Raw genomic sequence first — 24,406 nt, forward strand, 5'->3', positions numbered from 1 at the left:
GTACCAAATCCCAGCAGTATTTGCGTCTTTTACTCATTAAGAGTAAAATATGCCACGTTTCAGGCGCGGGGTGGAGCAGCCTGGTAGCTCGTCGGGCTCATAACCCGAAGGTCGTCGGTTCAAATCCGGCCCCCGCAACCACTTTCCCTTTGAGTACTTTTTCAAATATACTGTGAGGACCTGGTCCTTCGTAGCCGAATTTGAAAGAATTCTCCTGGAAGGTGTTCCAGATCGCAGTTGCGATCGCAGGGTTCAGTTATCTAAAACCCCGATTTATCGGGGTTTTTTGTTATCTGACTTCAGAATAACTGGGCGATACGCCCTTTTTTTATGTCTTGGGGGTGGGTTTGTCCACATTAGAGCAAAAATTAACAGAGATGCTCACTGCGCCGGTTGAAGCGCTTGGCTTTGAGCTGGTCGGCATCGAATTCGTTCGCGGTCGCACGTCCACACTGCGCATCTATATTGATAGTGATGATGGCATCAATGTTGATGATTGTGCTGATGTGAGCCACCAGGTCAGCGCTGTCATGGATGTCGAAGATCCAATCACCGTAGCTTACAACCTGGAAGTGTCTTCACCTGGCCTTGATCGCCCGATGTTTACCGCCGAACACTATGCGCGTTTTTCCGGTGAGGAAGTCTCGCTGGTACTGCGTATGGCGGTGCAGAACCGTCGCAAATGGCAGGGCATTATCAAAGCGGTAGACGGTGAAATGATCACGGTAACCGTTGAAGGCAAAGATGAAGTGTTCGCGCTGAGTAACATCCAGAAGGCGAACCTGGTTCCCCACTTTTAACAGTCTGGATTGAGGTGAAAGGCCCCGATGAACAAAGAAATTTTGGCTGTTGTTGAAGCCGTTTCCAACGAAAAAGCGCTGCCGCGCGAAAAGATTTTCGAAGCACTGGAAAGTGCACTGGCAACGGCAACCAAGAAAAAATACGAACAAGAGATCGATGTGCGTGTAAGCATCGATCGTCGTAGCGGTGATTTTGACACTTTCCGTCGCTGGTTGGTCGTTGAAGAAGTGACCCAGCCGACGCGCGAAATCACGCTGGAAGCGGCGCGCTACGAAGACGAAAGCATGAATCCTGGCGACTTCGTTGAAGACCAGATTGAATCCGTCACCTTCGACCGTATCACTACGCAGACCGCGAAACAGGTTATCGTGCAGAAAGTGCGTGAAGCTGAGCGCGCCATGGTGGTCGATCAGTTCCGTGAGCACGAAGGTGAAATCATCACCGGTGTGGTGAAGAAGGTAAACCGCGATAACATCACTCTGGATCTGGGCAGCAATGCTGAAGCCGTGATCCTGCGTGAAGATATGCTGCCGCGCGAAAACTTCCGCCCTGGCGACCGTATTCGCGGCGTTCTGTACGCTGTTCGTCCGGAAGCTCGTGGTGCTCAGCTGTTCGTCACCCGTTCCAAGCCGGAAATGCTGATCGAACTGTTCCGCATTGAAGTGCCAGAAATCGGCGAAGAAGTGCTCGAAATTAAAGCGGCTGCCCGCGATCCTGGCTCCCGTGCGAAGATTGCAGTAAAAACTAACGATAAGCGTATCGACCCGGTTGGCGCTTGCGTTGGTATGCGTGGTGCGCGCGTTCAGGCGGTTTCTACCGAACTGGGCGGTGAGCGTATCGACATCGTCCTGTGGGATGATAACCCGGCGCAGTTCGTGATTAACGCAATGGCTCCGGCTGATGTCGCGTCTATCGTGGTTGATGAAGATAAACACACCATGGATATCGCGGTTGAAGCGGGTAACCTGGCGCAGGCGATTGGCCGTAACGGTCAGAACGTCCGTCTGGCCTCGCAGCTGAGCGGCTGGGAACTCAACGTCATGACCGTTGATGACCTGCAGGCGAAACATCAGGCTGAAGCCCACGCGGCGATCGATACCTTCACTAAATATCTTGATATTGATGAAGATTTCGCCACCATGTTGGTTGAAGAAGGCTTCGCTACGCTGGAAGAACTGGCCTATGTGCCGGTAAAAGAACTGCTGGAAATCGACGGTCTCGATGAAGACACCGTTGAAGCACTTCGTGAGCGTGCGAAAAACGCGCTGACCACGTTGGCGCTGGCTCAGGAAGAAAGCCTGGGAGAGACTAAACCTGCTGAAGATTTACTGAATCTGGAAGGTTTAGAACGTTTGATGGCTTTCAAACTGGCTGCCCGTGGCGTTTGTACGCTGGAAGATCTCGCCGAGCAGGGCATTGATGATCTGGCTGATATCGAAGGGTTGACCGACGAAAAAGCCGGAGAGCTCATCATGGCCGCCCGTAATATTTGTTGGTTCGGCGACGAAGCGTAATAAACTGTAGCAGGAAGGAACAGCATGACAGATGTGACCATTAAAGCGCTGGCCTCAGAGATTCAGACCTCTGTGGATCGCCTGATACAGCAGTTTGCTGATGCAGGGATTCACAAATCGGCTGATGATTCTGTGACAGCGCAAGAGAAACAGACCTTGTTGTCGCACCTGAACCGTGAACACGGCTCGGCGCCCGACAAGTTAACGCTGCAGCGCAAAACGCGCAGCACGTTGAATATTCCAGGTACCGGTGGAAAGAGTAAATCGGTACAAATCGAAGTCCGCAAGAAACGCACCTTTGTGAAACGCGATCCGCAAGAGGCAGAACGCCTTGCCGCGGAAGAGCAGGCGCAGCGTGAAGCGGAAGAGCAAGCCCATCGTGAAGCAGAAGAAACTGCCAAGCGAGAGGCGCAATTAAAAGCTGAACGCGAGGCCGCAGAACAAGCTAAACGTGAAGTCGCTGAGAAAGCGAAACGTGAAGCCGCGGAAAAAGACAAAGTGAGCAATCAACAAACCGACGATATGACCAAAACCGCCCAGGCTGAAAAGATCCGCCGTGAAAACGAATCAGCAGAGCTGAAGCGCAAATCTGAAGAAGAAGCGCGCCGTAAGCTTGAAGAAGAAGCGCGTCGTGTTGCGGAAGATGCCCGCCGCATGGCCGAAGAAAATGAGAAAAATGGTGTGAATGCCGAGCCGACTGAAGACACCAGCGATTACCACGTGACCACCTCTCAGCATGCCCGTCAGGCTGAAGATGACAATGACCGCGAAGTTGAAGGTGGTCGTGGCCGTGGCCGCAACGCCAAAGCCGCACGTCCTCAGAAGAAAGGTAACAAGCACGCAGAATCCAAAGCCGACCGTGAAGAGGCTCGTGCAGCCGTTCGTGGCGGTAAAGGTGGTAAGCGTAAAGGTTCTTCTCTGCAACAGGGCTTCCAGAAGCCTGCGCAGGCCGTAAACCGTGACGTTATCATTGGTGAAACCATCACCGTGGGTGATCTGGCCAACAAAATGGCCGTCAAAGGTTCTCAGGTCATCAAAGCAATGATGAAGCTGGGCGCAATGGCGACCATCAACCAGGTCATCGACCAGGAAACCGCACAGCTGGTTGCCGAAGAGATGGGCCACAAAGTTATCCTGCGTCGTGAAAACGAGCTGGAAGAAGCGGTAATGAGCGACCGTGATACTGGCGCTGCGGCTGAAGCCCGTGCACCGGTTGTGACCATTATGGGTCACGTTGACCACGGTAAAACCTCGCTGCTGGACTACATTCGTTCAACGAAAGTGGCATCTGGCGAAGCGGGTGGCATTACCCAGCACATTGGTGCATATCACGTTGAAACTGAAAACGGGATGATCACCTTCCTGGATACCCCGGGGCACGCCGCGTTTACCTCCATGCGTGCTCGTGGTGCTCAGGCAACGGATATCGTTGTTCTGGTTGTTGCTGCCGACGATGGCGTGATGCCGCAAACTATCGAAGCTATCCAGCACGCGAAAGCAGCGCAGGTACCGGTAGTCGTTGCCGTGAACAAAATCGACAAACCAGAAGCTGACATGGATCGTGTTAAAAACGAACTGTCTCAGTACGGCGTTATGCCGGAAGAGTGGGGCGGCGAATCTCAGTTCATCCCAGTATCTGCGAAAGCCGGTACCGGTATCGACGATCTGCTGAACGCCATCCTGCTGCAGGCTGAAGTTCTGGAGCTGAAAGCCGTTCGTAATGGTATGGCAAGTGGTGCGGTTATCGAATCCTTCCTGGATAAAGGTCGTGGTCCGGTTGCTACCGTTCTGGTACGTGAAGGTACTCTGAACAAAGGCGATATCGTTCTGTGTGGCTTCGAATATGGCCGCGTTCGTGCAATGCGTAACGAACTGGGTCAGGAAGTTCTGGAAGCAGGTCCGTCCATTCCGGTGGAAATCCTCGGTCTGTCCGGTGTTCCGGCTGCCGGTGACGAAGTGACCGTTGTTCGTGACGAGAAAAAAGCGCGTGAAGTTGCGCTGTATCGTCAGGGCAAATTCCGCGAAGTCAAACTGGCACGTCAGCAGAAGTCCAAGCTTGAGAACATGTTTGCTAACATGACTGAAGGCGAAGTTCACGAAGTGAACGTGGTACTGAAAGCAGACGTTCAGGGTTCTGTGGAAGCGATCTCTGATTCTTTACTGAAACTGTCTACCGACGAAGTGAAAGTGAAGATCATTGGTTCTGGTGTCGGTGGTATTACCGAAACCGACGCGACCCTGGCTGCGGCATCCAACGCTATCCTGGTGGGCTTCAACGTACGTGCTGATGCATCTGCACGTAAAGTTATCGAAGCGGAAAGCCTGGATCTGCGTTACTACTCTGTCATCTATAACCTGATCGACGAAGTGAAAGCAGCGATGAGCGGCATGCTGTCTCCGGAACTGAAACAGCAGATCATCGGTCTGGCTGAAGTGCGTGATGTGTTCAAATCGCCGAAATTTGGCGCCATCGCGGGCTGTATGGTTACCGAAGGTATCATCAAGCGTCATAACCCAATCCGCGTTCTGCGTGACAACGTGGTTATCTACGAAGGCGAGCTGGAATCCCTGCGCCGCTTCAAAGATGACGTTAACGAAGTCCGTAACGGCATGGAATGTGGTATCGGTGTTAAGAACTACAACGACGTTCGCGTTGGCGATATGATCGAAGTATTCGAAATCATTGAAATCCAACGTACTATCGCTTAATTGCTGATGGTAGGCCGGGTTAGCACAGCGCCACCCGGCACGCATTCTAAAAAGGGGCTAAGGCCCCTTTTTTGTCTTTATCTGGAGAATCTATTATGGCGAAAGAATTCGGTCGCCCGCAGCGTGTGGCTCAGGAGATGCAAAAAGAAATTGCTATCATCCTGCAGCGTGAAATTAAAGACCCGCGTCTGGGTATGATGACGACAGTCTCTGGCGTCGAAATGTCCCGCGATCTGGCGTATGCCAAAGTGTTTGTGACCTTTCTGAACGACAAAGACGAAGCCGCGGTTAAAGCGGGTATCAAAGCGTTACAGGAAGCATCCGGCTTCATCCGTTCTCTGCTGGGTAAAGCGATGCGCCTGCGTATCGTGCCGGAACTGACCTTCTTCTACGACAACTCACTGGTCGAAGGGATGCGCATGTCCAACCTGGTGACCAGCGTGGTGAAACATGACGATGAACGTCGTGTGAACCCGGACGACAGCAAGGAGGACTAATGAGTCGTCCTCGTCGTCGCGGTCGTGATGTGCACGGCGTACTGCTGCTGGACAAGCCTCAGGGCGCCTCCAGCAACGATGTACTGCAAAAAGTAAAACGTCTTTATAACGCGAACCGGGCAGGGCACACCGGTGCGCTGGATCCGCTGGCAACCGGCATGCTGCCGGTTTGCCTTGGCGAAGCCACCAAGTTCTCCCAGTATCTGCTGGATTCCGATAAGCGCTATCGCGTGATTGCCAAACTCGGGCAGCGCACCGATACCTCCGACGCCGATGGTCAGGTAGTTGAAGAGCGCCCGCTGACGTTTAGCGATGAACAGCTGGCGGCAGCGCTGGACAGTTTCCGTGGCGAAACCCAGCAGGTACCGTCGATGTATTCGGCGCTGAAGTACCAGGGGAAAAAGCTGTACGAATATGCCCGCCAGGGGATTGACGTGCCGCGTGAAGCCCGCCCGATTACCGTCTACGAACTGCTGTTTATCCGTCATGAAGGTGACGAGCTGGAGCTGGAAATTCACTGCTCAAAAGGCACCTATATTCGTACGATTATCGACGATTTAGGTGAGAAGCTGGGCTGCGGCGCGCATGTGATTTTCCTGCGTCGTCTGGCGGTCAGCAAATATCCGGTTGAGCGGATGGTGACGCTGGAACAGCTTCAGGCGCTGGTTGAACAGGCCGCCGCGCAGGATATTCCTGTCGCGGACCTGCTTGACCCGCTGCTGATGCCGATGGACAGTCCGGCATCGGATTATCCGGTGGTTAATATTCCAGAAACATCGGCTGTTTACTTTAAGAACGGTAACCCGGTTCGCACATCAGGCGTGCCGTTCCAGGGGCTGGTTCGGGTCACCGAAGGTGAAGCCGGGACGTTTCTCGGGATGGGTGAGATTGACGATGAAGGCCGCGTGGCACCACGTCGCCTGGTTGTTGAATACCCAGCTTGAGGGCTGTTCTTGCGATAAAAGCCGGCTGCGAGTAGAATATCGCCGCTTAACGTCCGCAAAAGTGTTTTAACATTTTCGGGCGTTACATCGGGGGTTGCTGAATTAGAGATCGGCACCCTTTCTTTCTTTTCAATTTGGAGTTTTAAAATGTCTCTAAGCGTTGAAGCTAAAGCAAAAATCGTTTCTGAGTTTGGTCGTGGCGAAAACGACAGCGGTTCTACCGAAGTTCAGGTTGCACTGCTGACTGCACAGATTAACCATCTGCAGGGTCACTTCTCCGAGCATAAAAAAGATCACCACAGCCGTCGTGGTCTGCTGCGCATGGTTTCCCAGCGTCGTAAACTGCTCGACTACCTGAAACGTAAAGATGTTGCACGTTACTCTGCGCTGATCGAGCGTCTGGGTCTGCGTCGCTAATTCTGCGAGTTTCAGAAGAAGGGGCCTCAGGGCCCCTTTTTTCGACCGGGCGGCAGCAATTCACTAAAAACTCATGTATTGTTGCTATTAATGATCTTTGTGCAGAGGTTCGCGCGGCTAATGAGAGGCTTGACCTGTAGAAACGGGTAAAGGTTGTCATTAGTCGCGAGGATGCAAAAGATCGGGTCAACGATGCTATGTCGTGGATATAGCGTCACCAATTGATATAAAGGATAGAATCTTGCTAAATCCGATCGTTCGTAAATTCCAGTACGGCCAACATACCGTGACCCTGGAAACCGGCATGATGGCTCGTCAGGCCAGTGCCGCTGTCATGGTGAGCATGGATGACACTGCGGTATTCGTTACCGTTGTTGGTCAGAAAAAAGCTAAACCAGGTCAGGACTTCTTCCCGCTGACCGTTAACTACCAGGAACGTACCTACGCAGCCGGTAAAATCCCGGGTGGTTTCTTCCGTCGTGAAGGCCGTCCGAGCGAAGGCGAAACCCTGATCGCGCGTCTGATTGACCGCCCGGTTCGTCCGCTGTTCCCGGAAGGCTTCGTCAACGAAGTTCAGGTTATTGCTACCGTTGTTTCCGTTAACCCGCAGGTTAACCCGGATATCGTCGCCATGATTGGTGCTTCCGCGGCACTGTCCCTGTCTGGTATCCCGTTCAACGGTCCTATCGGTTCTGCGCGCGTTGGCTACATCAACGACCAGTACGTACTGAACCCGACTCAGGATGAGCTGAAAGAAAGTAAGCTGGACCTGGTTGTTGCCGGTACCGAAGCTGCCGTACTGATGGTTGAATCCGAAGCAGAACTGCTGAGCGAAGACCAGATGCTGGGCGCCGTGGTCTTTGGCCATGAGCAGCAGCAGATTGTTATTCAGACCATCAACGACCTCGTAAAAGAAGCGGGCAAACCGCGTTGGGACTGGCAGCCTGAAGCCGTCAACGAAGCGCTGAACGCGCGCGTTGCTGCACTGGCTGAAGCTCGTCTGAGCGACGCTTACCGTATCACCGACAAGCAAGAGCGTTACGCGCAGATTGACGCGATCAAAGCTGAAGTCATCGCTACGCTGGTTGCAGAAGACGAAACCCTGGACGCTAACGAACTGGGTGAAATCCTGCACGCTATCGAGAAAAATGCCGTTCGTAGCCGCGTACTGGCAGGCGAACCGCGTATCGATGGTCGTGAAAAAGATATGATCCGTGGCCTGGACGTTCGTACCGGCGTACTGCCGCGTACTCACGGTTCTGCACTGTTCACCCGTGGCGAAACGCAGGCGCTGGTTACCGCGACCCTGGGTACTGCACGTGATGCACAGAACATCGATGAACTGATGGGCGAGCGTACTGACTCCTTCCTGTTCCACTACAACTTCCCTCCGTACTCCGTTGGTGAGACCGGCATGGTAGGTTCACCGAAGCGTCGTGAAATCGGTCACGGTCGTCTGGCTAAGCGCGGCGTGTTGGCCGTTATGCCGACCACTGAAGAATTCCCGTACACCGTACGTGTGGTTTCTGAAATCACCGAATCTAACGGTTCTTCTTCTATGGCTTCCGTGTGTGGTGCTTCTCTGGCGCTGATGGATGCTGGCGTGCCGGTGAAAGCCGCCGTTGCTGGTATCGCAATGGGCCTGGTGAAAGAAGGCGACAACTACGTCGTTCTGTCTGACATTCTGGGTGACGAAGACCACCTGGGTGATATGGACTTCAAAGTAGCGGGTTCCCGCGACGGTATCTCTGCACTGCAGATGGATATCAAAATTGAAGGTATCACCAAAGAGATCATGCAGGTTGCGCTGAACCAGGCTAAAGGTGCACGTCTGCACATCCTGGGTGTTATGGAGCAGGCGATTAACGCGCCGCGCGGCGATATCTCTGAATTCGCACCGCGTATCCACACCATCAAGATCAGCCCGGACAAGATCAAAGACGTTATCGGTAAAGGCGGTTCCGTTATCCGTGCGCTGACCGAAGAGACCGGCACCACCATCGAAATCGAAGATGACGGTACCGTGAAAATCGCAGCAACTGATGGGGACAAAGCACAGCACGCTATCCGCCGTATCGAAGAGATCACTGCTGAGATCGAAGTGGGCCGCGTCTACAATGGTAAAGTGACCCGTATCGTTGACTTTGGTGCATTCGTTGCCATCGGCGGCGGTAAAGAAGGTCTGGTGCACATTTCTCAGATCGCTGATAAGCGTGTAGAGAAAGTGACTGATTACCTGCAGATGGGTCAGGAAGTACCGGTTAAGGTACTGGAAGTTGACCGTCAGGGCCGTGTTCGTCTGAGCATTAAAGAAGCAGCTGAACAAACTCAGCCTGCCGCTGCACCGGAAGCTCCGGCTGCTGAGCAAGGCGAGTAAGATTGCCGTTTGCCCTCCGCTCTGGCGGAGGGCTTATTACGGGCAGGACGCCTTGTTTGCAGTCGGGGAACTGGACGTTCATCCAATCGTTGTCTTCGGGAGTGGGAAATGAAGCCTTTTTTGCGCTGGTGTTTCGTGGCGACAGCTCTCACGCTGGCAGGATGCAGCAACTCTGCCTGGCGTAAGGACGCAGTCCTCGCGGTGCCATTGCAACCGACTTTGCAGCAAGAAGTGATTCTGGCGCGCATGGAACAAATTCTTGCCAGTCGGGCTTTAACCGATGACGAACGCGCACAGCTTTTATATGAGCGCGGAGTGTTGTATGATAGTCTCGGTCTGAGGGCATTAGCGCGAAATGATTTTTCACAAGCGCTGGCAATCCGACCAGATATGCCTGAAGTATTCAATTACTTAGGCATTTATTTAACGCAGGCAGGCAATTTTGATGCTGCCTATGAAGCGTTTGATTCTGTACTTGAGCTTGATCCAACTTACAACTACGCGCACTTAAACCGCGGCATCGCCCTGTATTACGGCGGTCGTGCTAAGTTAGCGCAAGATGATCTGCTGGCGTTTTATCAAGACGATCCCAATGATCCTTTCCGTAGTCTGTGGCTTTACCTCGCTGAGCGCAAACTCGACGAGAAGCAGGCGCTTGAAGCACTGAAACAGCGCTTCGATAAATCGGATAAAGAACAATGGGGATGGAACATTGTCGAGTTCTACCTTAACGATATTAGCGAAAAAACGCTGATGGATCGTTTGAAGGCAGACGCAACGGATAACACCTCGCTCGCTGAGCATCTCAGTGAAACCAACTTCTATTTAGGTAAGTACTACCTAAGTCTGGGGGACAGGGACAGCGCTACGGCACTGTTCAAACTGGCGGTCGCAAACAACGTTCACAACTACGTTGAGCACCGATACGCATTGTTGGAATTATCGCTCTTGGGCCAGGAGCAAGATGACCTGGCAGAATCGGACCAGCAATAGCTGACGAACACACATCAGCCCATTTTTTGTTTGCCATCACCTTTACGGGTGAGGGCGTTGTTGTTCGTTAATACACCTACTTTGAGCCGGTTCACACTTTTCAATGAAAATTACTCTAAATTTTCACGTTGAGTTATGTAGACTGGCCGCCATTAATTTTGAGGCACACGTACTACATGGCTGAATTCGAAACCACTTTTGCAGATCTGGGGCTGAAGGCTCCTATCCTTGAAGCCCTTAACGATCTGGGTTACGAAAAACCATCTCCGATCCAGGCTGAGTGCATTCCGCACCTGCTGGGCGGCCGCGACGTTCTGGGTATGGCCCAGACTGGTAGCGGTAAAACTGCAGCGTTCTCTTTACCGCTGCTGAACAACCTTGATCCTGAGCTCAAAGCACCGCAAATTCTGGTGCTGGCGCCGACCCGCGAACTGGCGGTACAGGTTGCTGAAGCAATGACGGATTTCTCTAAACATATGCGCGGCGTAAACGTGGTAGCCCTTTACGGCGGCCAGCGTTATGACGTGCAGCTGCGTGCTCTGCGCCAGGGACCACAGATCGTCGTCGGTACCCCGGGTCGTCTGCTGGACCACCTGAAACGCGGTACGCTGGATCTCTCTAAACTGAGCGGTCTGGTGCTGGATGAAGCTGACGAAATGCTGCGCATGGGCTTCATCGAAGACGTAGAAACAATTATGGCTCAGATCCCAGAAGGTCATCAGACCGCTCTGTTCTCTGCCACTATGCCGGAAGCGATCCGTCGTATTACCCGCCGCTTTATGAAAGAGCCGCAGGAAGTACGCATCCAGTCCAGCGTAACCACTCGCCCGGACATCAGCCAGAGCTACTGGACTGCTTACGGTATGCGTAAAAACGAAGCGCTGGTGCGTTTCCTGGAAGCGGAAGATTTTGATGCGGCGATTATCTTCGTTCGTACCAAAAACGCGACCCTGGAAGTGGCAGAAGCGCTGGAGCGTAGCGGCTATAACAGCGCCGCGCTGAACGGTGATATGAACCAGTCCCTGCGTGAGCAGACTCTGGAACGTCTGAAAGATGGTCGTCTGGACATCCTGATTGCGACCGACGTTGCGGCTCGTGGCCTCGACGTTGAGCGTATCAGCCTGGTTGTTAACTACGACATCCCGATGGACTCAGAATCTTACGTTCACCGTATCGGCCGTACCGGTCGTGCGGGTCGTGCTGGCCGTGCGCTGCTGTTCGTTGAGAACCGTGAACGCCGTCTGCTGCGTAACATCGAGCGCACCATGAAGCTGACGATTCCAGAAGTAGAACTGCCGAACGCAGAGCTGCTGGGCAAACGCCGTCTGGAAAAATTCGCCGCGAAAATTCAGCAGCAGCTGGAAAGCAGCGATCTGGATCAGTACCGTGCGCTGCTGGCGAACATCAAGCCGTCCGCCGAAGGTGAAGAACTGGATATCGAAACTCTGGCCGCAGCACTGCTGAAAATGGCTCAGGGCGAGCGTCCGCTGATTCTGCCGCCGGATGCCCCGATGCGTCCTAAGCGTGAATTCCGCGATCGCGACGATCGTTTCGAACGTCGTAATGACCGTAACGATCGTAATGACCGTGGCCCGCGTGGCGACCGTCCTGAGCGTAGCGGTGAAGATCGTCCTAAGCGCGAGCGTCGTGACGTTGGCGATATGGAACTGTATCGCATTGAAGTGGGCCGTGATGATGGTGTTGAAGTTCGTCACATCGTTGGCGCTATCGCTAACGAAGGCGACATCAGCAGCCGTTACATCGGTAACATCAAGCTGTTTGGTACCCACTCCACTATCGAACTGCCGAAAGGTATGCCGGGCGAAGTTCTGCAGCACTTTACTCGCACCCGCATCCTGAACAAGCCGATGAACATGCAGCTGCTGGGTGATGCTCAGCCGCGTCCGGACCGTGGCGGCGAGCGTCGTGGCGGTGGTGAACGTCGCGAAGGCGGTCGTGCATTCGGTGGCGAACGTCGTGAAGGCGGCCGTAATTTCAGCGGTGAGCGTCGCGAAGGTGGCCGTGGTGATGGTCGTCGTTTCAGCGGCGAACGTCGTGAAGGTCGTGCACCGCGTCGTGATGATGCAGCTGCACCGCGCCGTGATGATTCCGCTGGTCGTCGTCGTTTCGGTGGCGATGCGTAATTAGCGCACTCCGCTAGCGTAAAGTAAATAATACAGCCCCGATCGTGATGATTGGGGCTTTTTTTATTCCCTTTGTACTCGTGTACTGGTACAGTGCTTCGCGTTAATAACTAAAAGCATGATTGACTGGAGATTGCGTTAAATGGCGACACTTACCACTACGGCAACCCGACCGTCCCTGTTTGGCGGCGTGGTGATTATCGGCGGGACCATTATTGGCGCAGGGATGTTTTCGCTGCCGGTGGTCATGTCCGGTGCGTGGTTCTTCTGGTCGCTGGCAGCTCTGGTTTTCACCTGGTTCTGTATGCTGCACTCCGGGCTGATGATTCTGGAAGCGAACCTGAACTACCGCATTGGTTCCAGTTTTGACACCATCACCAAAGACCTGCTCGGCAAAGGCTGGAACCTGATTAATGGGCTTTCAATTGCCTTCGTCCTTTATATCCTGACCTACGCCTACATTTCGGCCAGCGGTTCGATCCTGCACCATACGTTTTCTGAACTTTCGCTAGACGTGCCGGCGCGGGCGGCGGGCTTTGGCTTTGCGTTGCTGGTCGCTTTTATCGTTTGGTTGAGCACCAAAGCGGTGAGTCGGATGACGGCGATTGTGTTGGGCGCAAAGGTCATCACCTTTTTTCTGACCTTTGGCAGCCTGCTGGGGCATGTTGAGCCGACCACGCTGTTTAACGTCGCTGAAAAAAATGCCTCCTACACGCCGTACCTGCTGATGACGCTGCCGTTTTGCCTCGCGTCATTTGGCTATCACGGTAATGTGCCGAGCCTGATGAAGTATTACGGCAAGGATCCGCGCACCATCGTCTGCTGCCTGGTATACGGTACGCTGCTGGCGCTGGGGCTGTATGTCATCTGGTTACTGGTGACAATGGGCAATATTCCGCGCCCGGAGTTTGTGGGTATCGCTCAGAAAGGCGGTAACATTGATGTGCTGGTGCAGGCGCTGAGCGGCGTGCTCAACAGCCGTAGTCTGGACCTGCTGCTGGTCGTGTTTTCAAACTTCGCGGTTGCCAGTTCATTCCTCGGGGTGACGCTGGGCCTGTTTGACTATCTGGCCGATCTGTTTGGTTTTGATGATTCGGCACTGGGACGTTTTAAAACGGCGCTGCTGACCTTCGTTCCACCGATGATCGGCGGGCTGCTGCAGCCTGACGGTTTTCTGTATGCCATCGGTTATGCCGGGTTAGCGGCGACCATCTGGGCGGCGATTGTGCCGGCGCTGCTGGCCCGCGCATCACGCAAGCGCTTCGGTAGCCCACAGTTTCGCGTCTGGGGTGGAATGCCGATGATTGTGCTGATTCTGCTGTTTGGTGCCGGAAACGTGGTGGTCCATTTCTTATCAAGCTTTAACATTCTGCCTGTTTATCAATAATTTCAACGCTTCCCGGTTGGTGTTCATCCCAGCCGGGAAGCGGAAACAGACATTAACCCAGCAATTCCTCTTTCACCTGCATCGCTAACTCAAACGAATGCAACCGCGCCTGATGATCGAAGATCTGGCCGTTTACCATCAGCTCGTCGGCCTGGGTATCACGCAATACAGACTCCAGCCCGTGGCGAATCTTGGTTTTGTCCCCGACCAGCGACATGCTCAGCGCCTGTTGCACGCCGTACTGCTCAGAAGCGGACCACAGCTGGTGCATATTCTCCACCGGCGGTGGTAGTTGACCGGTTTCGCCGCGGCGCAGTTTCACAAACGCCTGCTGCATCGAGGTAAACAGGAATTCAGCATCACGGTTGCTGTCGGCGGCGATGATATTAATGCACACCATGGCATACGGCTGTGCTAACCGCGCTGACGGCTTGAACTGGGTCCGGTAGAGATGCAGGGCCTGCAACAGCATGTCCGGCGCGAAGTGTGAGGCGAAGGCAAAAGGCAGCCCAAGCTGCGCTGCTAACTGGGCGCTGTAGAGGCTGGAACCGAGCAGCCACACCGGGATCTTTTCCCCGTAGCCGGGCACCGGGCGCACGTGCGGATTAGGTTCTCGGGCATCAAACCAGTCCACCAGATCGGCAACATCGCGCGGGAAATTGTCGACATCTCCGCTCATGTGGCGGCGCAACGCGCGCATTGTAGGCTGGTCGCTGCCCGGCGCGCGGCCGAGCCCAAGGTCAATGCGTCCAGGATAGAGCGTATTCAGGGTGCCAAACTGCTCGGCAATCACCAGCGGCGCGTGGTTGGGCAGCATGACGCCACCGGAACCCAGGTGCAGCGTGGTAGTGTTGGCGGCAAGATAGCCGATAAGCACCGAGGTTGCGGCGCTGGCGATCCCGACCATATTGTGGTGCTCCGCCAGCCAGTAGCGGTGATAGCCGCGTTTTTCAGCCAGCTGCGCCAGGTCTAAAGAGTGGGAGAAGGCTTCTCGCGCAGAGGATCCCTGCGGGATCGGTGCCAGATCGAGCACCGAGAACGGAATAGATTTGTCAGTCATAAAGGCTCACTTTGTTACAGCATCGTCATCAGATTGAAGGTCTTCTTCCAGCCTGGCGCATTCAGCAGGCGCCGGCCAGAAAAGCTGCAGCGTTAATACTGCATGAAAAAACGAGACGTGTTGTTAACAAAGTGAGCTATTTTCAGGATTGCAGTTCCAGCCCGGCTAGTCGCTTCCAGTAACCGTTACAATCGCTGTTGGCGATCAGCGGCAGCGGTGCGCCGCCATTTTCATTGGCGCGGAAGGCGTCCAGCATGGCAAAGGTCTCATTGCCAAGCGGCGACAGACGTACCATATCGACCAGCCCCTGCATCGATGCCAGCTCGTTACCCAGGTTGTACACATAGCCGCTCATGGTCTGAATACCGTTCAGGACGAAGACCTGCTGATTCTCCTGCGACAGCACGTTGCGCCCGTTGGGGTACTTGATGCAGCAGGTTTCGCATTCGTCTTTCGGACGATCTTCGGAACGGGCGGTAAAGCAGCGGGCAGAGTAGGCCAGCGGCAGATGGCCGTAGCTCAGCACTTCCACTTCAAACCGGTCGCGGATCCCCAGCTCTTCACACTGCGTGAGCAGGTTCACCAGCCAGTCGCGGGAAAGTTCCACCGGCATGCACCAGCGCACCATCCCCTGTTTTTGCAGTAAACGCAGGGTGACGGCGTTATAGCAGTTGAGCGCATGGCCGGCGACAAACGGCAGTCGACGTTCGGCGCACATATTCACCACGCCCAGGTCGCTGGCTTCGATCAGAAATTCGCCATTATCGACATAGCGTTTCAGCTCGCCTAACTCAGAAGAGGCCTGAACAAGCGCGAGGGTTGAGAGCACCACCTGCTTGCCGCTGCCGGCCAGGGCTTTCGCCATCTCAAGCCAGTCGCCCACTTTGGTGGCACGACGTTTACTGCATACCGCTTCGCCCAGATAGATGGTATCGGCGCTGGAGCTGGCTGCCTGCTGGTAAAAATCGTCCAGCGTCTCTTTTGACCAGTAGTAAAGCACCGGCCCTAACGAATATTTCATCACGTTTCTCACTGCCATTTACGGTGGTAGGCGCCAAGAGTGGTTTGCGTCCCTTCAGACATCGCGCCGAGCGTCTCCATCCACGCGGACTGCGGGATAAAGTGCTGCGGGTCGGCTTTGCAGCGATCGATCGCCTGACGCCAGACTTTCGCGACCTGGGTGACGTAGGCGGGGCTGCGCTGACGGCCTTCAATTTTCACCGACGCAATATTTGCCGCCATCAGTTCCGGCAGCAGCTCCAGCGTATTCAGGCTGGTTGGCTCTTCCAGCGCATGATAGCGCTCGCCATCCACCAGATACCGACCTTTGCACAGTGTCGGATAGCCGGCGTTTTCACCATCCTGATAACGGTCAATCAGGACTTCGTTCAGGCGCGACTCCAGCCCCTGAGGTGTCTGTTGCCAGCGAACGAAGCGCGCAGGCGAACAGGCGCCGACGGTATTTGGCGACTCGCCCGTCAGGTAAGAGGAGAGGTAGCAACGGCCTTCCGCCATGATGCACAGGCTACCGAAGGCAAAAACCTCCAACGGAACCGGCGTGGTGCGCGCCAGCTGCTTCACCTGATGGATCGAGAGTACCCGTGGCAATACCACCCGGGCGACGTCGAAATTACGGTGATAGAAGCGCACCGCCTCTTCGTTCGTGGCCGAAGCCTGCACCGAAACGTGGCGCTCAATATGCGGATAGCGCTCGGCGGCGTACTCCAGCATGGCGATGTCGGCCAGAATTAAGGCGTCAGCACCCAGCTGGGCCGCCATGTCTACCGCACGCTGCCAACGGATGTAGCCGTCAGGGTGAGCAAAGGTATTGATCGCAATATGCAGTTTACGACGATGCTGATGAACAAAGCTGACGGCTTCCTGCAGTTTCTTTTCTGTGAAATTCAGACCGGCAAAGTGGCGGGCGTTGGTGTCATCTTTCAGCCCAATATAGACGGCATCGGCACCGTTTTCGATGGCCGCCTTAAGTGCCGGAAGATTACCGGCTGGGCAGAGCAGCTCCATAATTTTTCCTGGAAAAATGCGGCCCGGAGGGACGCTAATTAGGGTTAATGAGCAGGGATTTTAGTTAACCTTCTGGTGACAATTCTTGATTTGAGGCAGTTAAAAGCGTATTGACGGACTCAATAATAGGAACCTGTCGACGCGATTTTGTTGATTTACGCCGCTATGTCGTTTATTTGATATGGCACAATAGTGGAACTATTGCTTTCATGGAGTAAGGCTTGTGTTGGATAAATTGCGTTCCCGGCTGGTCCACTTTGGCCCGTCTTTACTGAGCGTGCCGGTTAAGCTGGCGCCTTTTGCCCTCAAGCGTCAGGTGCTGGAGCAGGTGTTAAGCTGGCAGTTCCGTCAGGCACTGGAAGATGGCGAGCTGGATTTTCTCGAAGGCCGCTGGTTAAGTATTAATGTGCGTGATATCGGTCTGCTGTGGTATACCTCGGTAAGCGACGGCCGGCTGGTGGTGAGCTCAATGGCGCAAGCCGACGTGAGCTTCAGCGCCGATGCCAGCGATCTGCTGATGATTGCCGCGCGTAAACAGGATCCGGATACGCTGTTTTTCCAGCGTCGACTGGTGATTGAAGGCGATACCGAGCTGGGGCTGTATGTAAAAAACCTGATGGATGCCATCGAGCTGGAGCAGATGCCGAAAGCGCTACGCGTAATGCTGCTGCAAATGGCGGACTTTGTTGAAGCTGGGCTAAACAGCCCGCAGAAACCTGAACAGACATCGGTAGGTGAGGCATGCTGATTCGAGTTGAAATTGGGATTGATGCACCGGGAATCGACGCCTTATTGCGTCGTACGTTTGGCAACGAGGCTGAAGCGCAGCTGGTGCACGATTTACGTGAAGACGGCCTGATCACGCTCGGCGTGGTCGCGACCGACGACGAAGGGCAGGTTATCGGCTATGTTGCCTTCAGCCCGGTCTCTGTCGAAGGTGAAGAGCTGCAATGGGTCGGTCTGGCACCGCTGGCGGTGGATGAAAACTACCGCGGACAGGGCCTCGGCAGCCAGCTGGTTTACGAAGGGCTGGATTCTCTGAATGAATTTAGCTACGCCGCCGTCGTCACATTAGGCGACCCGGCCTTCTATGGCCGTCTGGGTTTTGTGCCGGCAGCCCGTTTCGATCTGCGTTGCCGTTGGCCGGATTGCGCCGAGGCATTTCAGGTTCGTCCTCTGGCCGAAGACGCGCTGGAAGGCGTGCATGGCCTGGTGGAGTACAGCGACCACTTCAATCGCTTCTGAGACTCTCCAGCAGGGTCTCGAAAGAACCATCTCCGGCAACGAGGCGCTCTTTCTGGCGCTTCGTTAGCTGCTTGATGCGGTACTCGAGCCGTAGTGCAAGTGAGTGTTCACCAACCTCCTGGCTAAACGCCAGCTGCAGCGCACCTTTTCCCCGCAATGCCTTCGCCCCTTTACCCTCCTGATGCTGGCAAAAACGGCGTGAGACATCGGTCGTAATCCCGGTATAGAGACGATTATCGGCGGTACGTATCAAATAAAGAAACCAGCACACGGCAGTGAGATCGGTATGTTAAGGTGGGTGCACCATAGCATACTGGAGAGTAAAGATGGATACGCTTGCTGCTATCGGCCGCTGGCTGAGCAAACAGCACGTTATTACCTGGTGTGTGGCCAGCGAGGGCGAATTGTGGTGCGCCAACGCGTTTTACGTATATGACTCAGAACGTGTTGCCTTTTATCTCCTGAGCGATGACAACACCCGACACGGGCGGATGAGCGGCCCTCGAGCGCAGGTTGCTGGTACCGTGAATGGCCAGCCGAAAACCATCGCCCGGATCCGTGGCGTCCAGTTCAAAGGTGAAATCCGCCGCCTCTCTGGCGACGAGGAGGCGGCGATGCGCAAGCGCTATATCAGCCGTTTTCCAGTGGCCAGAATGCTGCCCGCGCCGGTCTGGGAAATCCGTCCCGATGAGCTTAAATTTACCGATAACACCCTGGGTTTTGGCACCAAACTACACTGGCTACGCGACGCCGAAAGCGCGTAAAAGCTGGCGCCAGGCGTGCAGAATCTCATACTGCCTGCATACTGTGGTTAGAGCGGTTATCGCCGCGGCAGGGTGATTTTTTCTGGAGGTATAATGAGTCGGGTCTTGATTACCGGGGCGACCGGGTTAGTTGGTGGGCACTTACTTCGAATGTTGAGGCAGGCGCCGGGCATCACGGCAATCACCGCCGCAACCCGCCGTCCGCTGGCGGATGCCGCAGGGGTGTTCAATCCTCACGACCCGCAGCTGAGCGATGCGCTGGCGCTGGTGGTCGATCCAATCGATATCGTGTTCTGCTGCCTGGGTACCACGCGGCGGGATGCCGGCAGCAAAGCCGCGTTTGTTCAGGCGGACTACACGCTGGTGGTGGATACGGCGCTGACGGGCCTACGCCTTGGCGCAAAGCATATGCTGGTGGTCAGCGCGATGGGAGCCAATGCGCATTCGATGTTTTTCTACAACCGGGTTAAAGGTGAGATGGAAGCGGCGTTGCGCGCGCAGCCGTGGCAGCAGCTGACGATCCTGCGCCCCTCGATGCTGCTGGGTGAACGTGAAAAAACCAGGGCCAACGAAGCGCTGTTGGCGCCGTTGTTCAGCCTGTTACCGGGGAACTGGAAATCGATCCGCGCCCGGGATGTGGCCCAGGCGATGCTGAGCGAAGCGCTTGCGCCCGCGCGGGAGGGCGTCACGATTCTGCCCTCGGCAAAACTGCGTGAAATTGCGGCCAGCGAAGCGTAGTATTCTGCGCTTCACATTATCACCACATTTTTTCTGGGGAATGCTATGGCTGGTCAGTCTTCATCTCAGGCGGCAACACCGTTTCAATGGTGGAAACCCGCACTCTTTTTTCTCGTCGTGATCGTTGGTCTGTGGATCGTCAAATGGCAGCCGTACTACGGCAAAGCGTTTACGGCCGCAGAAACCCACAGCATCGGCAAATCGATCCTCGCTCAGGCTGATGCCAACCCGCTAAAAGCGGCATGGGACTATGCGCTGGTCTACTTCCTGGCGGTCTGGAAAGCGGCGGTGTTGGGCGTCCTGCTCGGCTCGTTGATTCAGGTCCTGATCCCGCGCAACTGGCTGCTACGCACGCTGGGACAAACGCGGTTTCTCGGGACGCTCTCCGGCGTGCTGTTCGCGCTTCCCGGCATGATGTGTACCTGCTGCGCCGCGCCGGTGGCGGCGGGGATGCGTAAGCAACAGGTGTCGATGGGCGGCGCGCTGGCGTTCTGGATGGGCAATCCGCTGCTGAACCCGGCGACGCTGGTGTTCATGGGGTTTGTACTGGGCTGGCAGTTTGCTCTGATTAGGCTTGTGGCGGGGCTGGCGACGGTGCTGATTGTCGCGACGTTGGTTCAAAAATGGGTGAAAGAGGCGGCAACGCAGCCTTCAACCGTGCCCGTCATCGACGAGAGCGAACCGGGGCACTTTTTCTCCCGCTGGCTGAGCGCGCTGTGGACGCTGTTCTGGAGCACGATCCCGATCTATATCCTGGCGGTGCTGGTGCTTGGCGCCGCCCGAGTCTGGTTGTTCCCACATGCCGATGGCGTGGTCAGTAACACGCTGTTCTGGGTTATTGCGATGGCGATTGCCGGCTGCCTGTTTGTGATCCCGACGGCGGCAGAGATCCCTATCGTGCAGACCATGATGCTGGCGGGAATGGGGTTTGCACCGGCGCTGGCGCTGCTGATTACCCTCCCTGCGGTCAGCGTCCCGTCGTTGATTATGCTGCATAAGGCATTTCCGGCGAAAGCGCTGTGGTTGACCGGCGGGCTGGTGGCATTGTGCGGTGCGGTGGTGGGTGGACTGGCGTTAATCTGATGATCTTCCCGGAGGCGGCACTGCACGCCTGTTCGGGCGACGAAACTGGTAGCACCGCCCCCGGGAAAGGGGCGGGCGCTGGGACTTATTTGATGTAGGTAAAGGCGGTCGTGACGCGAGACACGCCGCTGACCCGGCTGGCGATATCCGCCGCCGCACGACCTTCACGATCGGTGACCAGCCCCATCAGGAACACTTCACCATTCTCGGTGGTCACTTTGACGTTCGACGATTTCACCTGATCGGTGCCCAGCAGCTGGGAACGCACTTTGGTGGTTACCCACGTATCGGAAGAGGCGGTGCCTAAGCCAATCGGCTGGCCCTGGCGGACTTCGTTAAACACTTCTGTGGTCCCTTCGACACCCATCGCAATTTGTTTTGCGCGTGCGGAAAGGTCTGACGTCGGTGACTGACCGGTCAGCAGGACTTTACCCTGATAGGCCGTGACGTTAATTCGGGCCTGTTTCTTAATCTGTTCGTCTTTCGATAGCGCGCTGTTGACGCGCAGTTCCAGCGTGCTGTCATCAACCTGGGTACCTACCGTACGCGGGTCTGTGGCGGCTTTGGTGCCGACAGCTGCGGTTCCGACTACCGCTGCGGCAACGCATCCTTGTAGCAGTAGTGCAGACAGAATGATGGCGAGGGGCGAGAGAGCCTTCATGTGTTCTCCTTAATCGTCCTGGTGTGGAAAAAGCGTGTTATCAATCAAATCGCACAGGCAGTTGACGGTGAGCATATGCATCTCCTGAATTCGCGCGCTGCGATGAGAAGGAATGCGGATTTCGACATCCTGCTGGCCCAACAGGCCGGCAAGCTCACCACCGTCGTAGCCGGTCAGCGCGACAATGGTCATGTCGCGGGTAACCGCCGCTTCAACGGCTTTCACAATGTCCCGACTATTGCCGCGTGTGGAGATCGCCAGCAGGACATCGCCTGCGTGACCCAACGCGCGCACCTGCTTGGCATAAATTTCGTCATGCAGGCGATCGTTGGCAATTGCGGTTAAGACCACATTATCGGTATTTAGTGCAATGGCGGGTAAACCAGGGCGCTCTGTTTCAAAACGATTAATCATGCTGGCAGCAAAATGCTGTGCGTTGGCGGCAGAGGTGCCATTGCCACAACAGAGGATTTTGTTGCCATTAAGCAGCGACTGGACAAGGGTCATGGCCGCACGGGAGATAGCATCCGGGAGCGCTTCCGCTGCAGCGATTTGAGTTTGAATACTTTCAGTGAAGCAGGCTTTAATTCGATCGAGCACGGGATCCCTTAATTCATTTACGCTATTCGCCAAAGGCGTTTTTTAGCCATTGGATGTCGTTTCCGGTGAAGGCTACCACATCGAAACGGCAATCCACAGTGTCAAAGCTCCCATTATGTCGGGAGAGCCACAGACGGGCGGCCTGCAGGAGCCTTTGTTGTTTTCTTTGCGTGACGCTGGCGGCAGCATCGCCGTAGCTGGCGTTACGACGATAGCGCACTTCCACAAACACGGTGGTCACACCATCGCGCATGATGAGGTCAATTTCGCCGCCTCGCTCGCGGGCGTTGGCGGCGACAAACCGAAGTCCTTGATCTTCCAGCCATCGACGCGCCTGGTTTTCCCAGGCGTCGCCGGTCTGTTTGGTTAGTTGGCTGAGACGACCTGTCCGTGCTGGTACTTGAGCCATGACAATTTCCTGGTGATCACACAGTCAGGCGTGGCCGTCAGATCGCCGGTATTGCCGTTCAGCTCGAAGCCCGGAGTCTGGCGCATCTGGGAGAAATGGTTCGCCAGCGACCAGGCATCCGCGCCCATCGCATACAGGCGAGCCAGCGAATAATCGTTGCGTACGGCTGAGAGCGCCTGCTGCATCAGCGCCGGATTGCTGCCGGCCAGCATCGGGATCTCGCTAAACTGCAACCCTTCCATTTCCAGACGGAAATCAGGACCAGCGGTACCCTGAGCGCTACGGGAGCTGGCGTACAGGGTGGCACCGCTTTGGCTGCCGTTGCGCAGGGCGATCATCGGTTTGATGTAGCCAATCTGCTCTGGTGTGGCGAGGATCCAGGTTGCATCGACGCCGCCTGAGCGACTAACCGGCACATCTTCCGCGCTGCCGAGAGTGCTGTCCTGCGCTGACGGCAACGTTGACACCGGCGTACCGGTCAATGAAATGCCGCTGTTCACGCTGGATTTCAGCTCGGAGGTGGAGCCGAAACGCTGCTGCAGGACGGTCCCGCCGCCCAGTTTTAGCCATTCGTTAGCGAAAGCGCTTACCACGCGATCGCCGAGAGCGCCGCGCGGCGCCAGCAGCAGCGGCGTTTGTTTACCTTGATCGTGGATATGACGCGCCGCATCGCGGGCTTCATCTTCCGGCGACAGCGCGAAATAGCAGATATTGGCGCGGTTCTCGACTTTCTCCGGCTGGTTCAACGCCAGCACGTTCAGCGAGGTATTGCTCTTGATAACATCTTCGACGTTATTTTTGAGCAGCGGCCCGACGACGATGGTCGCGCCGTCCTGCTGCACCTGCGCCAACAGCTGGCTCATCGGCTGGGAGCTGGTGTCATAAATTTTCAGCTCTGCCGACGGGTTGGCCGGGGTTGCCGCCACGCCCTGAACCGCAGGCGTAGTGACCGCAGGTTGTTCGGTGGTCGCGGTGGCGTCGCTGGTGGTGGATGGCGCTGGTTGTGTTGTCGGCGGGGCCTGGTCAGCGGCTGGGGCCTGCACCGGCGCCTGGGTAGTACCGGTGGAGGTCAGGTCGTTTACTTCGGCCTGAGAAGGGCTGACGACGTCGTTGGTCGTGACATTCGCCGCCTGGGCGACCTGCGCAGGAACGGCGCTGCCGGCAACGGCAGGCGCGCCATTTTTAGCGGCTTCAAAACCTTGCTGAATAGTACGACCAAATACAGCGGCCTGGCCGTTTAAGGGCAGCAGCAGGGCAATCTTATTGATCGAGGCCGGCTGATAATTTTGCATATTCACCAGCGCCGTCGGCAGCATTTTGGCGCCCGGGTTCTGCGGATAACGGGTCTGCCAGTCTTTCACACCGGCTTTGAGCATGGTGGGATCGTTGCGGTTATCGAACCACATACGCTGCAGATCCAGCCACCCTTGCAGGACGTTTTCATCGGCGTTGATCACCAGGGCGTTGGCCTGATCCTGGGTCATGGTGGTGAGCGCTTTCCAGGTCGCGTCGATATTCTGCTGCTGCTGTTTCGGCTGAGTCAGCAGCGGCTGCTGGGCGATGAGCGCCCGCAGTAACGAAATAGACGGACGGCCCTGGCTGGCATCGATTTGCGCCTGCCAGTAACGTGACTGCTGATGTTGCTCCAGGCTGGCCGGATCAAGCTTGTCCAGCAGCGTCTGGGCGCCCTGGAAATCGTTCATCGCCAGTTTCACTTCCACGGCCAGCAGAGACTGCTCCCGGGCCTGTGCCGCATTGAGATTTGACGGCAGCTGGTTGAACAGGTCAACGGCCTGCTGCTTTTTCCCTTCCTGCAGCAGCGCATGAATGGCGAGTAATTGCCAGTTGGTCTTGCTATCATTCGAGCTTTGCTGCATTTGTTGCAGGTAATAACTGGAATCTGCCTGTGCTGTACCCTGTAAAAACGCCGTGCTTTGATCCGGGGTATGGGTGCCGCAGCCAGCAAAGATCAGAGCGGCCAGCATTACGGGCAGACAACGCGCGGGTTTAGAACGAAGAAATGTTGACGGTACCATAT

At 55.6% G+C, this 24,406-nt stretch carries 24 protein-coding genes and 1 tRNA gene; 17 read left to right on the forward strand and 8 right to left on the reverse strand.

The genetic code is table 11. From position 1 onward, the window contains the following. Positions 1 to 64: 64 nt before the first annotated feature. The 12 genes from ACMYSN_RS17665 to mtr all read left to right on the forward strand — a co-directional run bounded on the left by ACMYSN_RS17665 (position 65) and on the right by mtr (position 13,783). A tRNA-Met gene (locus ACMYSN_RS17665) sits at positions 65 to 141 on the forward strand. A gap of 206 nt (positions 142 to 347) precedes the next feature. After that, complete coding sequence (gene rimP / locus ACMYSN_RS17670) at positions 348 to 800, forward strand: ribosome maturation factor RimP (protein WP_148060396.1); 453 nt, start codon at positions 348 to 350, stop codon at positions 798 to 800. A gap of 27 nt (positions 801 to 827) precedes the next feature. After that, on the forward strand, positions 828 to 2,315 hold the full coding sequence (nusA, locus tag ACMYSN_RS17675) for a transcription termination/antitermination protein NusA (protein WP_462495622.1): 1,488 nt from the start codon (positions 828 to 830) through the stop codon (positions 2,313 to 2,315). A 24-nt stretch (positions 2,316 to 2,339) separates the two neighbouring features. After that, positions 2,340 to 5,024 (forward strand): translation initiation factor IF-2, encoded by a 2,685-nt coding sequence (gene infB / locus ACMYSN_RS17680; protein WP_462495623.1) that lies wholly within the window; start codon positions 2,340 to 2,342, stop codon positions 5,022 to 5,024. Positions 5,025 to 5,119: 95 nt separating this feature from the next. After that, on the forward strand, positions 5,120 to 5,521 hold the full coding sequence (rbfA, locus tag ACMYSN_RS17685) for a 30S ribosome-binding factor RbfA (protein ID WP_004106092.1): 402 nt from the start codon (positions 5,120 to 5,122) through the stop codon (positions 5,519 to 5,521). Continuing rightward, positions 5,521 to 6,465 carry a tRNA pseudouridine synthase B gene (truB, locus tag ACMYSN_RS17690; RefSeq protein ID WP_462495624.1) on the forward strand — a complete coding sequence of 315 codons (945 nt, stop codon included), beginning with the start codon at positions 5,521 to 5,523 and terminating at the stop codon, positions 6,463 to 6,465. Before rbfA ends, truB begins: the two co-directional genes overlap by 1 nt. Positions 6,466 to 6,612: 147 nt before the next feature. Then, a complete protein-coding gene (gene rpsO, locus ACMYSN_RS17695) occupies positions 6,613 to 6,882 on the forward strand; it encodes a 30S ribosomal protein S15 (protein ID WP_123756334.1) in 270 nt (89 codons plus the stop codon). A gap of 241 nt (positions 6,883 to 7,123) precedes the next feature. Next, positions 7,124 to 9,259 (forward strand): polyribonucleotide nucleotidyltransferase, encoded by a 2,136-nt coding sequence (gene pnp, locus ACMYSN_RS17700; protein ID WP_123756335.1) that lies wholly within the window; start codon positions 7,124 to 7,126, stop codon positions 9,257 to 9,259. A gap of 108 nt (positions 9,260 to 9,367) precedes the next feature. Further along, a complete protein-coding gene (gene nlpI, locus ACMYSN_RS17705) occupies positions 9,368 to 10,252 on the forward strand; it encodes a lipoprotein NlpI (protein WP_123756336.1) in 885 nt (294 codons plus the stop codon). A 103-nt stretch (positions 10,253 to 10,355) separates the two neighbouring features. Continuing rightward, positions 10,356 to 10,436, forward strand: a complete 81-nt coding sequence (yrbN, locus tag ACMYSN_RS17710) for a protein YrbN (protein ID WP_099001532.1) — start codon at positions 10,356 to 10,358, stop codon at positions 10,434 to 10,436. Continuing rightward, entirely contained in the window at positions 10,429 to 12,396 is a 1,968-nt protein-coding gene (locus ACMYSN_RS17715) for an ATP-dependent RNA helicase DeaD (RefSeq protein WP_462495625.1), read from the forward strand. The genes yrbN and ACMYSN_RS17715 overlap by 8 nt, the downstream gene beginning before the upstream one ends. 142 nt (positions 12,397 to 12,538) lie before the next feature. Next, the gene (gene mtr / locus ACMYSN_RS17720; RefSeq protein WP_462495626.1) at positions 12,539 to 13,783 is read left to right on the forward strand and encodes a tryptophan permease; all 1,245 of its coding nucleotides are present in this window, start codon (positions 12,539 to 12,541) and stop codon (positions 13,781 to 13,783) included. Between the two features lie 52 nt (positions 13,784 to 13,835). On the opposite strand, the gene ACMYSN_RS17725 is transcribed toward mtr, so the two are convergent. From ACMYSN_RS17725 to ubiU, 3 genes are all read right to left on the reverse strand, one after another. After that, positions 13,836 to 14,843: an LLM class flavin-dependent oxidoreductase gene (locus ACMYSN_RS17725; protein ID WP_462495627.1), complete on the reverse strand. Its 1,008-nt coding sequence runs from the start codon at positions 14,841 to 14,843 to the stop codon at positions 13,836 to 13,838. A 142-nt stretch (positions 14,844 to 14,985) separates the two neighbouring features. Then, entirely contained in the window at positions 14,986 to 15,864 is an 879-nt protein-coding gene (locus ACMYSN_RS17730; RefSeq protein WP_462495628.1) for a U32 family peptidase, read from the reverse strand. An 8-nt stretch (positions 15,865 to 15,872) separates the two neighbouring features. Further along, on the reverse strand, positions 15,873 to 16,868 hold the full coding sequence (gene ubiU / locus ACMYSN_RS17735) for a peptidase U32 family protein (protein WP_462495629.1): 996 nt from the start codon (positions 16,866 to 16,868) through the stop codon (positions 15,873 to 15,875). A 223-nt stretch (positions 16,869 to 17,091) separates the two neighbouring features. Between ubiU and ubiT the strand changes: the two genes are divergently transcribed. Together ubiT and ACMYSN_RS17745 are read left to right on the forward strand one after the other, a co-directional pair. Then, positions 17,092 to 17,616: an SCP2 sterol-binding domain-containing protein gene (ubiT, locus tag ACMYSN_RS17740; protein WP_462495630.1), complete on the forward strand. Its 525-nt coding sequence runs from the start codon at positions 17,092 to 17,094 to the stop codon at positions 17,614 to 17,616. Continuing rightward, on the forward strand, positions 17,610 to 18,113 hold the full coding sequence (locus ACMYSN_RS17745; protein ID WP_462495631.1) for a GNAT family N-acetyltransferase: 504 nt from the start codon (positions 17,610 to 17,612) through the stop codon (positions 18,111 to 18,113). The genes ubiT and ACMYSN_RS17745 overlap by 7 nt, the downstream gene beginning before the upstream one ends. Here the strand turns inward: ACMYSN_RS17745 and ACMYSN_RS17750 are convergent. Beyond that, positions 18,100 to 18,384, reverse strand: a complete 285-nt coding sequence (locus tag ACMYSN_RS17750) for a GIY-YIG nuclease family protein (RefSeq protein WP_123756344.1) — start codon at positions 18,382 to 18,384, stop codon at positions 18,100 to 18,102. The two genes, ACMYSN_RS17745 and ACMYSN_RS17750, sit on opposite strands and share 14 nt — an antisense overlap. Before the next feature lie 55 nt (positions 18,385 to 18,439). Here ACMYSN_RS17750 and ACMYSN_RS17755 point away from each other — a divergent pair, with 55 nt between their 5' ends. The 3 genes from ACMYSN_RS17755 to ACMYSN_RS17765 all read left to right on the forward strand — a co-directional run bounded on the left by ACMYSN_RS17755 (position 18,440) and on the right by ACMYSN_RS17765 (position 20,698). Further along, positions 18,440 to 18,877, forward strand: a complete 438-nt coding sequence (locus ACMYSN_RS17755) for a YhbP family protein (protein ID WP_462495632.1) — start codon at positions 18,440 to 18,442, stop codon at positions 18,875 to 18,877. 93 nt (positions 18,878 to 18,970) lie between these two features. Beyond that, complete coding sequence (locus ACMYSN_RS17760) at positions 18,971 to 19,615, forward strand: NAD(P)H-binding protein (protein ID WP_154144152.1); 645 nt, start codon at positions 18,971 to 18,973, stop codon at positions 19,613 to 19,615. Positions 19,616 to 19,660: 45 nt separating this feature from the next. Further along, a complete protein-coding gene (locus tag ACMYSN_RS17765) occupies positions 19,661 to 20,698 on the forward strand; it encodes a permease (protein ID WP_462495633.1) in 1,038 nt (345 codons plus the stop codon). Positions 20,699 to 20,783: 85 nt separating this feature from the next. Here ACMYSN_RS17765 and dolP read toward each other — a convergent pair whose 3' ends face one another. Genes dolP through ACMYSN_RS17785 form a run of 4 tightly spaced genes read right to left on the reverse strand, consistent with a single transcriptional unit; the run spans position 20,784 to position 24,404 of the window. Continuing rightward, a complete protein-coding gene (dolP, locus tag ACMYSN_RS17770; protein ID WP_123756348.1) occupies positions 20,784 to 21,359 on the reverse strand; it encodes a division/outer membrane stress-associated lipid-binding lipoprotein in 576 nt (191 codons plus the stop codon). A 9-nt stretch (positions 21,360 to 21,368) separates the two neighbouring features. Further along, on the reverse strand, positions 21,369 to 21,959 hold the full coding sequence (gene diaA, locus ACMYSN_RS17775) for a DnaA initiator-associating protein DiaA (protein ID WP_002918211.1): 591 nt from the start codon (positions 21,957 to 21,959) through the stop codon (positions 21,369 to 21,371). 22 nt (positions 21,960 to 21,981) lie between these two features. Then, positions 21,982 to 22,368 carry a PDDEXK family nuclease gene (locus tag ACMYSN_RS17780; RefSeq protein ID WP_462495634.1) on the reverse strand — a complete coding sequence of 129 codons (387 nt, stop codon included), beginning with the start codon at positions 22,366 to 22,368 and terminating at the stop codon, positions 21,982 to 21,984. Then, on the reverse strand, positions 22,326 to 24,404 hold the full coding sequence (locus ACMYSN_RS17785; RefSeq protein ID WP_462495635.1) for a penicillin-binding protein activator: 2,079 nt from the start codon (positions 24,402 to 24,404) through the stop codon (positions 22,326 to 22,328). Before ACMYSN_RS17785 ends, ACMYSN_RS17780 begins: the two co-directional genes overlap by 43 nt. Positions 24,405 to 24,406: the final 2 nt, after the last annotated feature.

The organism is Klebsiella sp. R445 (assembly GCF_051131755.1).
Classification (GTDB): Bacteria; Pseudomonadota; Gammaproteobacteria; order Enterobacterales; family Enterobacteriaceae; genus Klebsiella; species Klebsiella lignicola.

Excerpts from the sequence above, each read along its gene's own strand:
- nusA (WP_462495622.1), top strand. The coding sequence starts at position 828 with ATGAACAAAGAAATTTTGGCTGTTGTTGAAGCCGTTTCCAACGAAAAA.
- infB (WP_462495623.1), top strand. The coding sequence starts at position 2,340 with ATGACAGATGTGACCATTAAAGCGCTGGCCTCAGAGATTCAGACCTCT.
- rbfA (WP_004106092.1), top strand. The coding sequence starts at position 5,120 with ATGGCGAAAGAATTCGGTCGCCCGCAGCGTGTGGCTCAGGAGATGCAA.
- truB (WP_462495624.1), top strand. The coding sequence starts at position 5,521 with ATGAGTCGTCCTCGTCGTCGCGGTCGTGATGTGCACGGCGTACTGCTG.
- rpsO (WP_123756334.1), top strand. The coding sequence starts at position 6,613 with ATGTCTCTAAGCGTTGAAGCTAAAGCAAAAATCGTTTCTGAGTTTGGT.
- nlpI (WP_123756336.1), top strand. The coding sequence starts at position 9,368 with ATGAAGCCTTTTTTGCGCTGGTGTTTCGTGGCGACAGCTCTCACGCTG.
- yrbN (WP_099001532.1), top strand. The coding sequence starts at position 10,356 with ATGAAAATTACTCTAAATTTTCACGTTGAGTTATGTAGACTGGCCGCC.
- ACMYSN_RS17715 (WP_462495625.1), top strand. The coding sequence starts at position 10,429 with ATGGCTGAATTCGAAACCACTTTTGCAGATCTGGGGCTGAAGGCTCCT.
- mtr (WP_462495626.1), top strand. The coding sequence starts at position 12,539 with ATGGCGACACTTACCACTACGGCAACCCGACCGTCCCTGTTTGGCGGC.
- ACMYSN_RS17725 (WP_462495627.1), bottom strand. The coding sequence starts at position 14,843 with ATGACTGACAAATCTATTCCGTTCTCGGTGCTCGATCTGGCACCGATC.
- ACMYSN_RS17730 (WP_462495628.1), bottom strand. The coding sequence starts at position 15,864 with ATGAAATATTCGTTAGGGCCGGTGCTTTACTACTGGTCAAAAGAGACG.
- ubiU (WP_462495629.1), bottom strand. The coding sequence starts at position 16,868 with ATGGAGCTGCTCTGCCCAGCCGGTAATCTTCCGGCACTTAAGGCGGCC.
- ACMYSN_RS17745 (WP_462495631.1), top strand. The coding sequence starts at position 17,610 with ATGCTGATTCGAGTTGAAATTGGGATTGATGCACCGGGAATCGACGCC.
- ACMYSN_RS17755 (WP_462495632.1), top strand. The coding sequence starts at position 18,440 with ATGGATACGCTTGCTGCTATCGGCCGCTGGCTGAGCAAACAGCACGTT.
- ACMYSN_RS17760 (WP_154144152.1), top strand. The coding sequence starts at position 18,971 with ATGAGTCGGGTCTTGATTACCGGGGCGACCGGGTTAGTTGGTGGGCAC.
- ACMYSN_RS17765 (WP_462495633.1), top strand. The coding sequence starts at position 19,661 with ATGGCTGGTCAGTCTTCATCTCAGGCGGCAACACCGTTTCAATGGTGG.
- dolP (WP_123756348.1), bottom strand. The coding sequence starts at position 21,359 with ATGAAGGCTCTCTCGCCCCTCGCCATCATTCTGTCTGCACTACTGCTA.
- ACMYSN_RS17780 (WP_462495634.1), bottom strand. The coding sequence starts at position 22,368 with ATGGCTCAAGTACCAGCACGGACAGGTCGTCTCAGCCAACTAACCAAA.
- ACMYSN_RS17785 (WP_462495635.1), bottom strand. The coding sequence starts at position 24,404 with ATGGTACCGTCAACATTTCTTCGTTCTAAACCCGCGCGTTGTCTGCCC.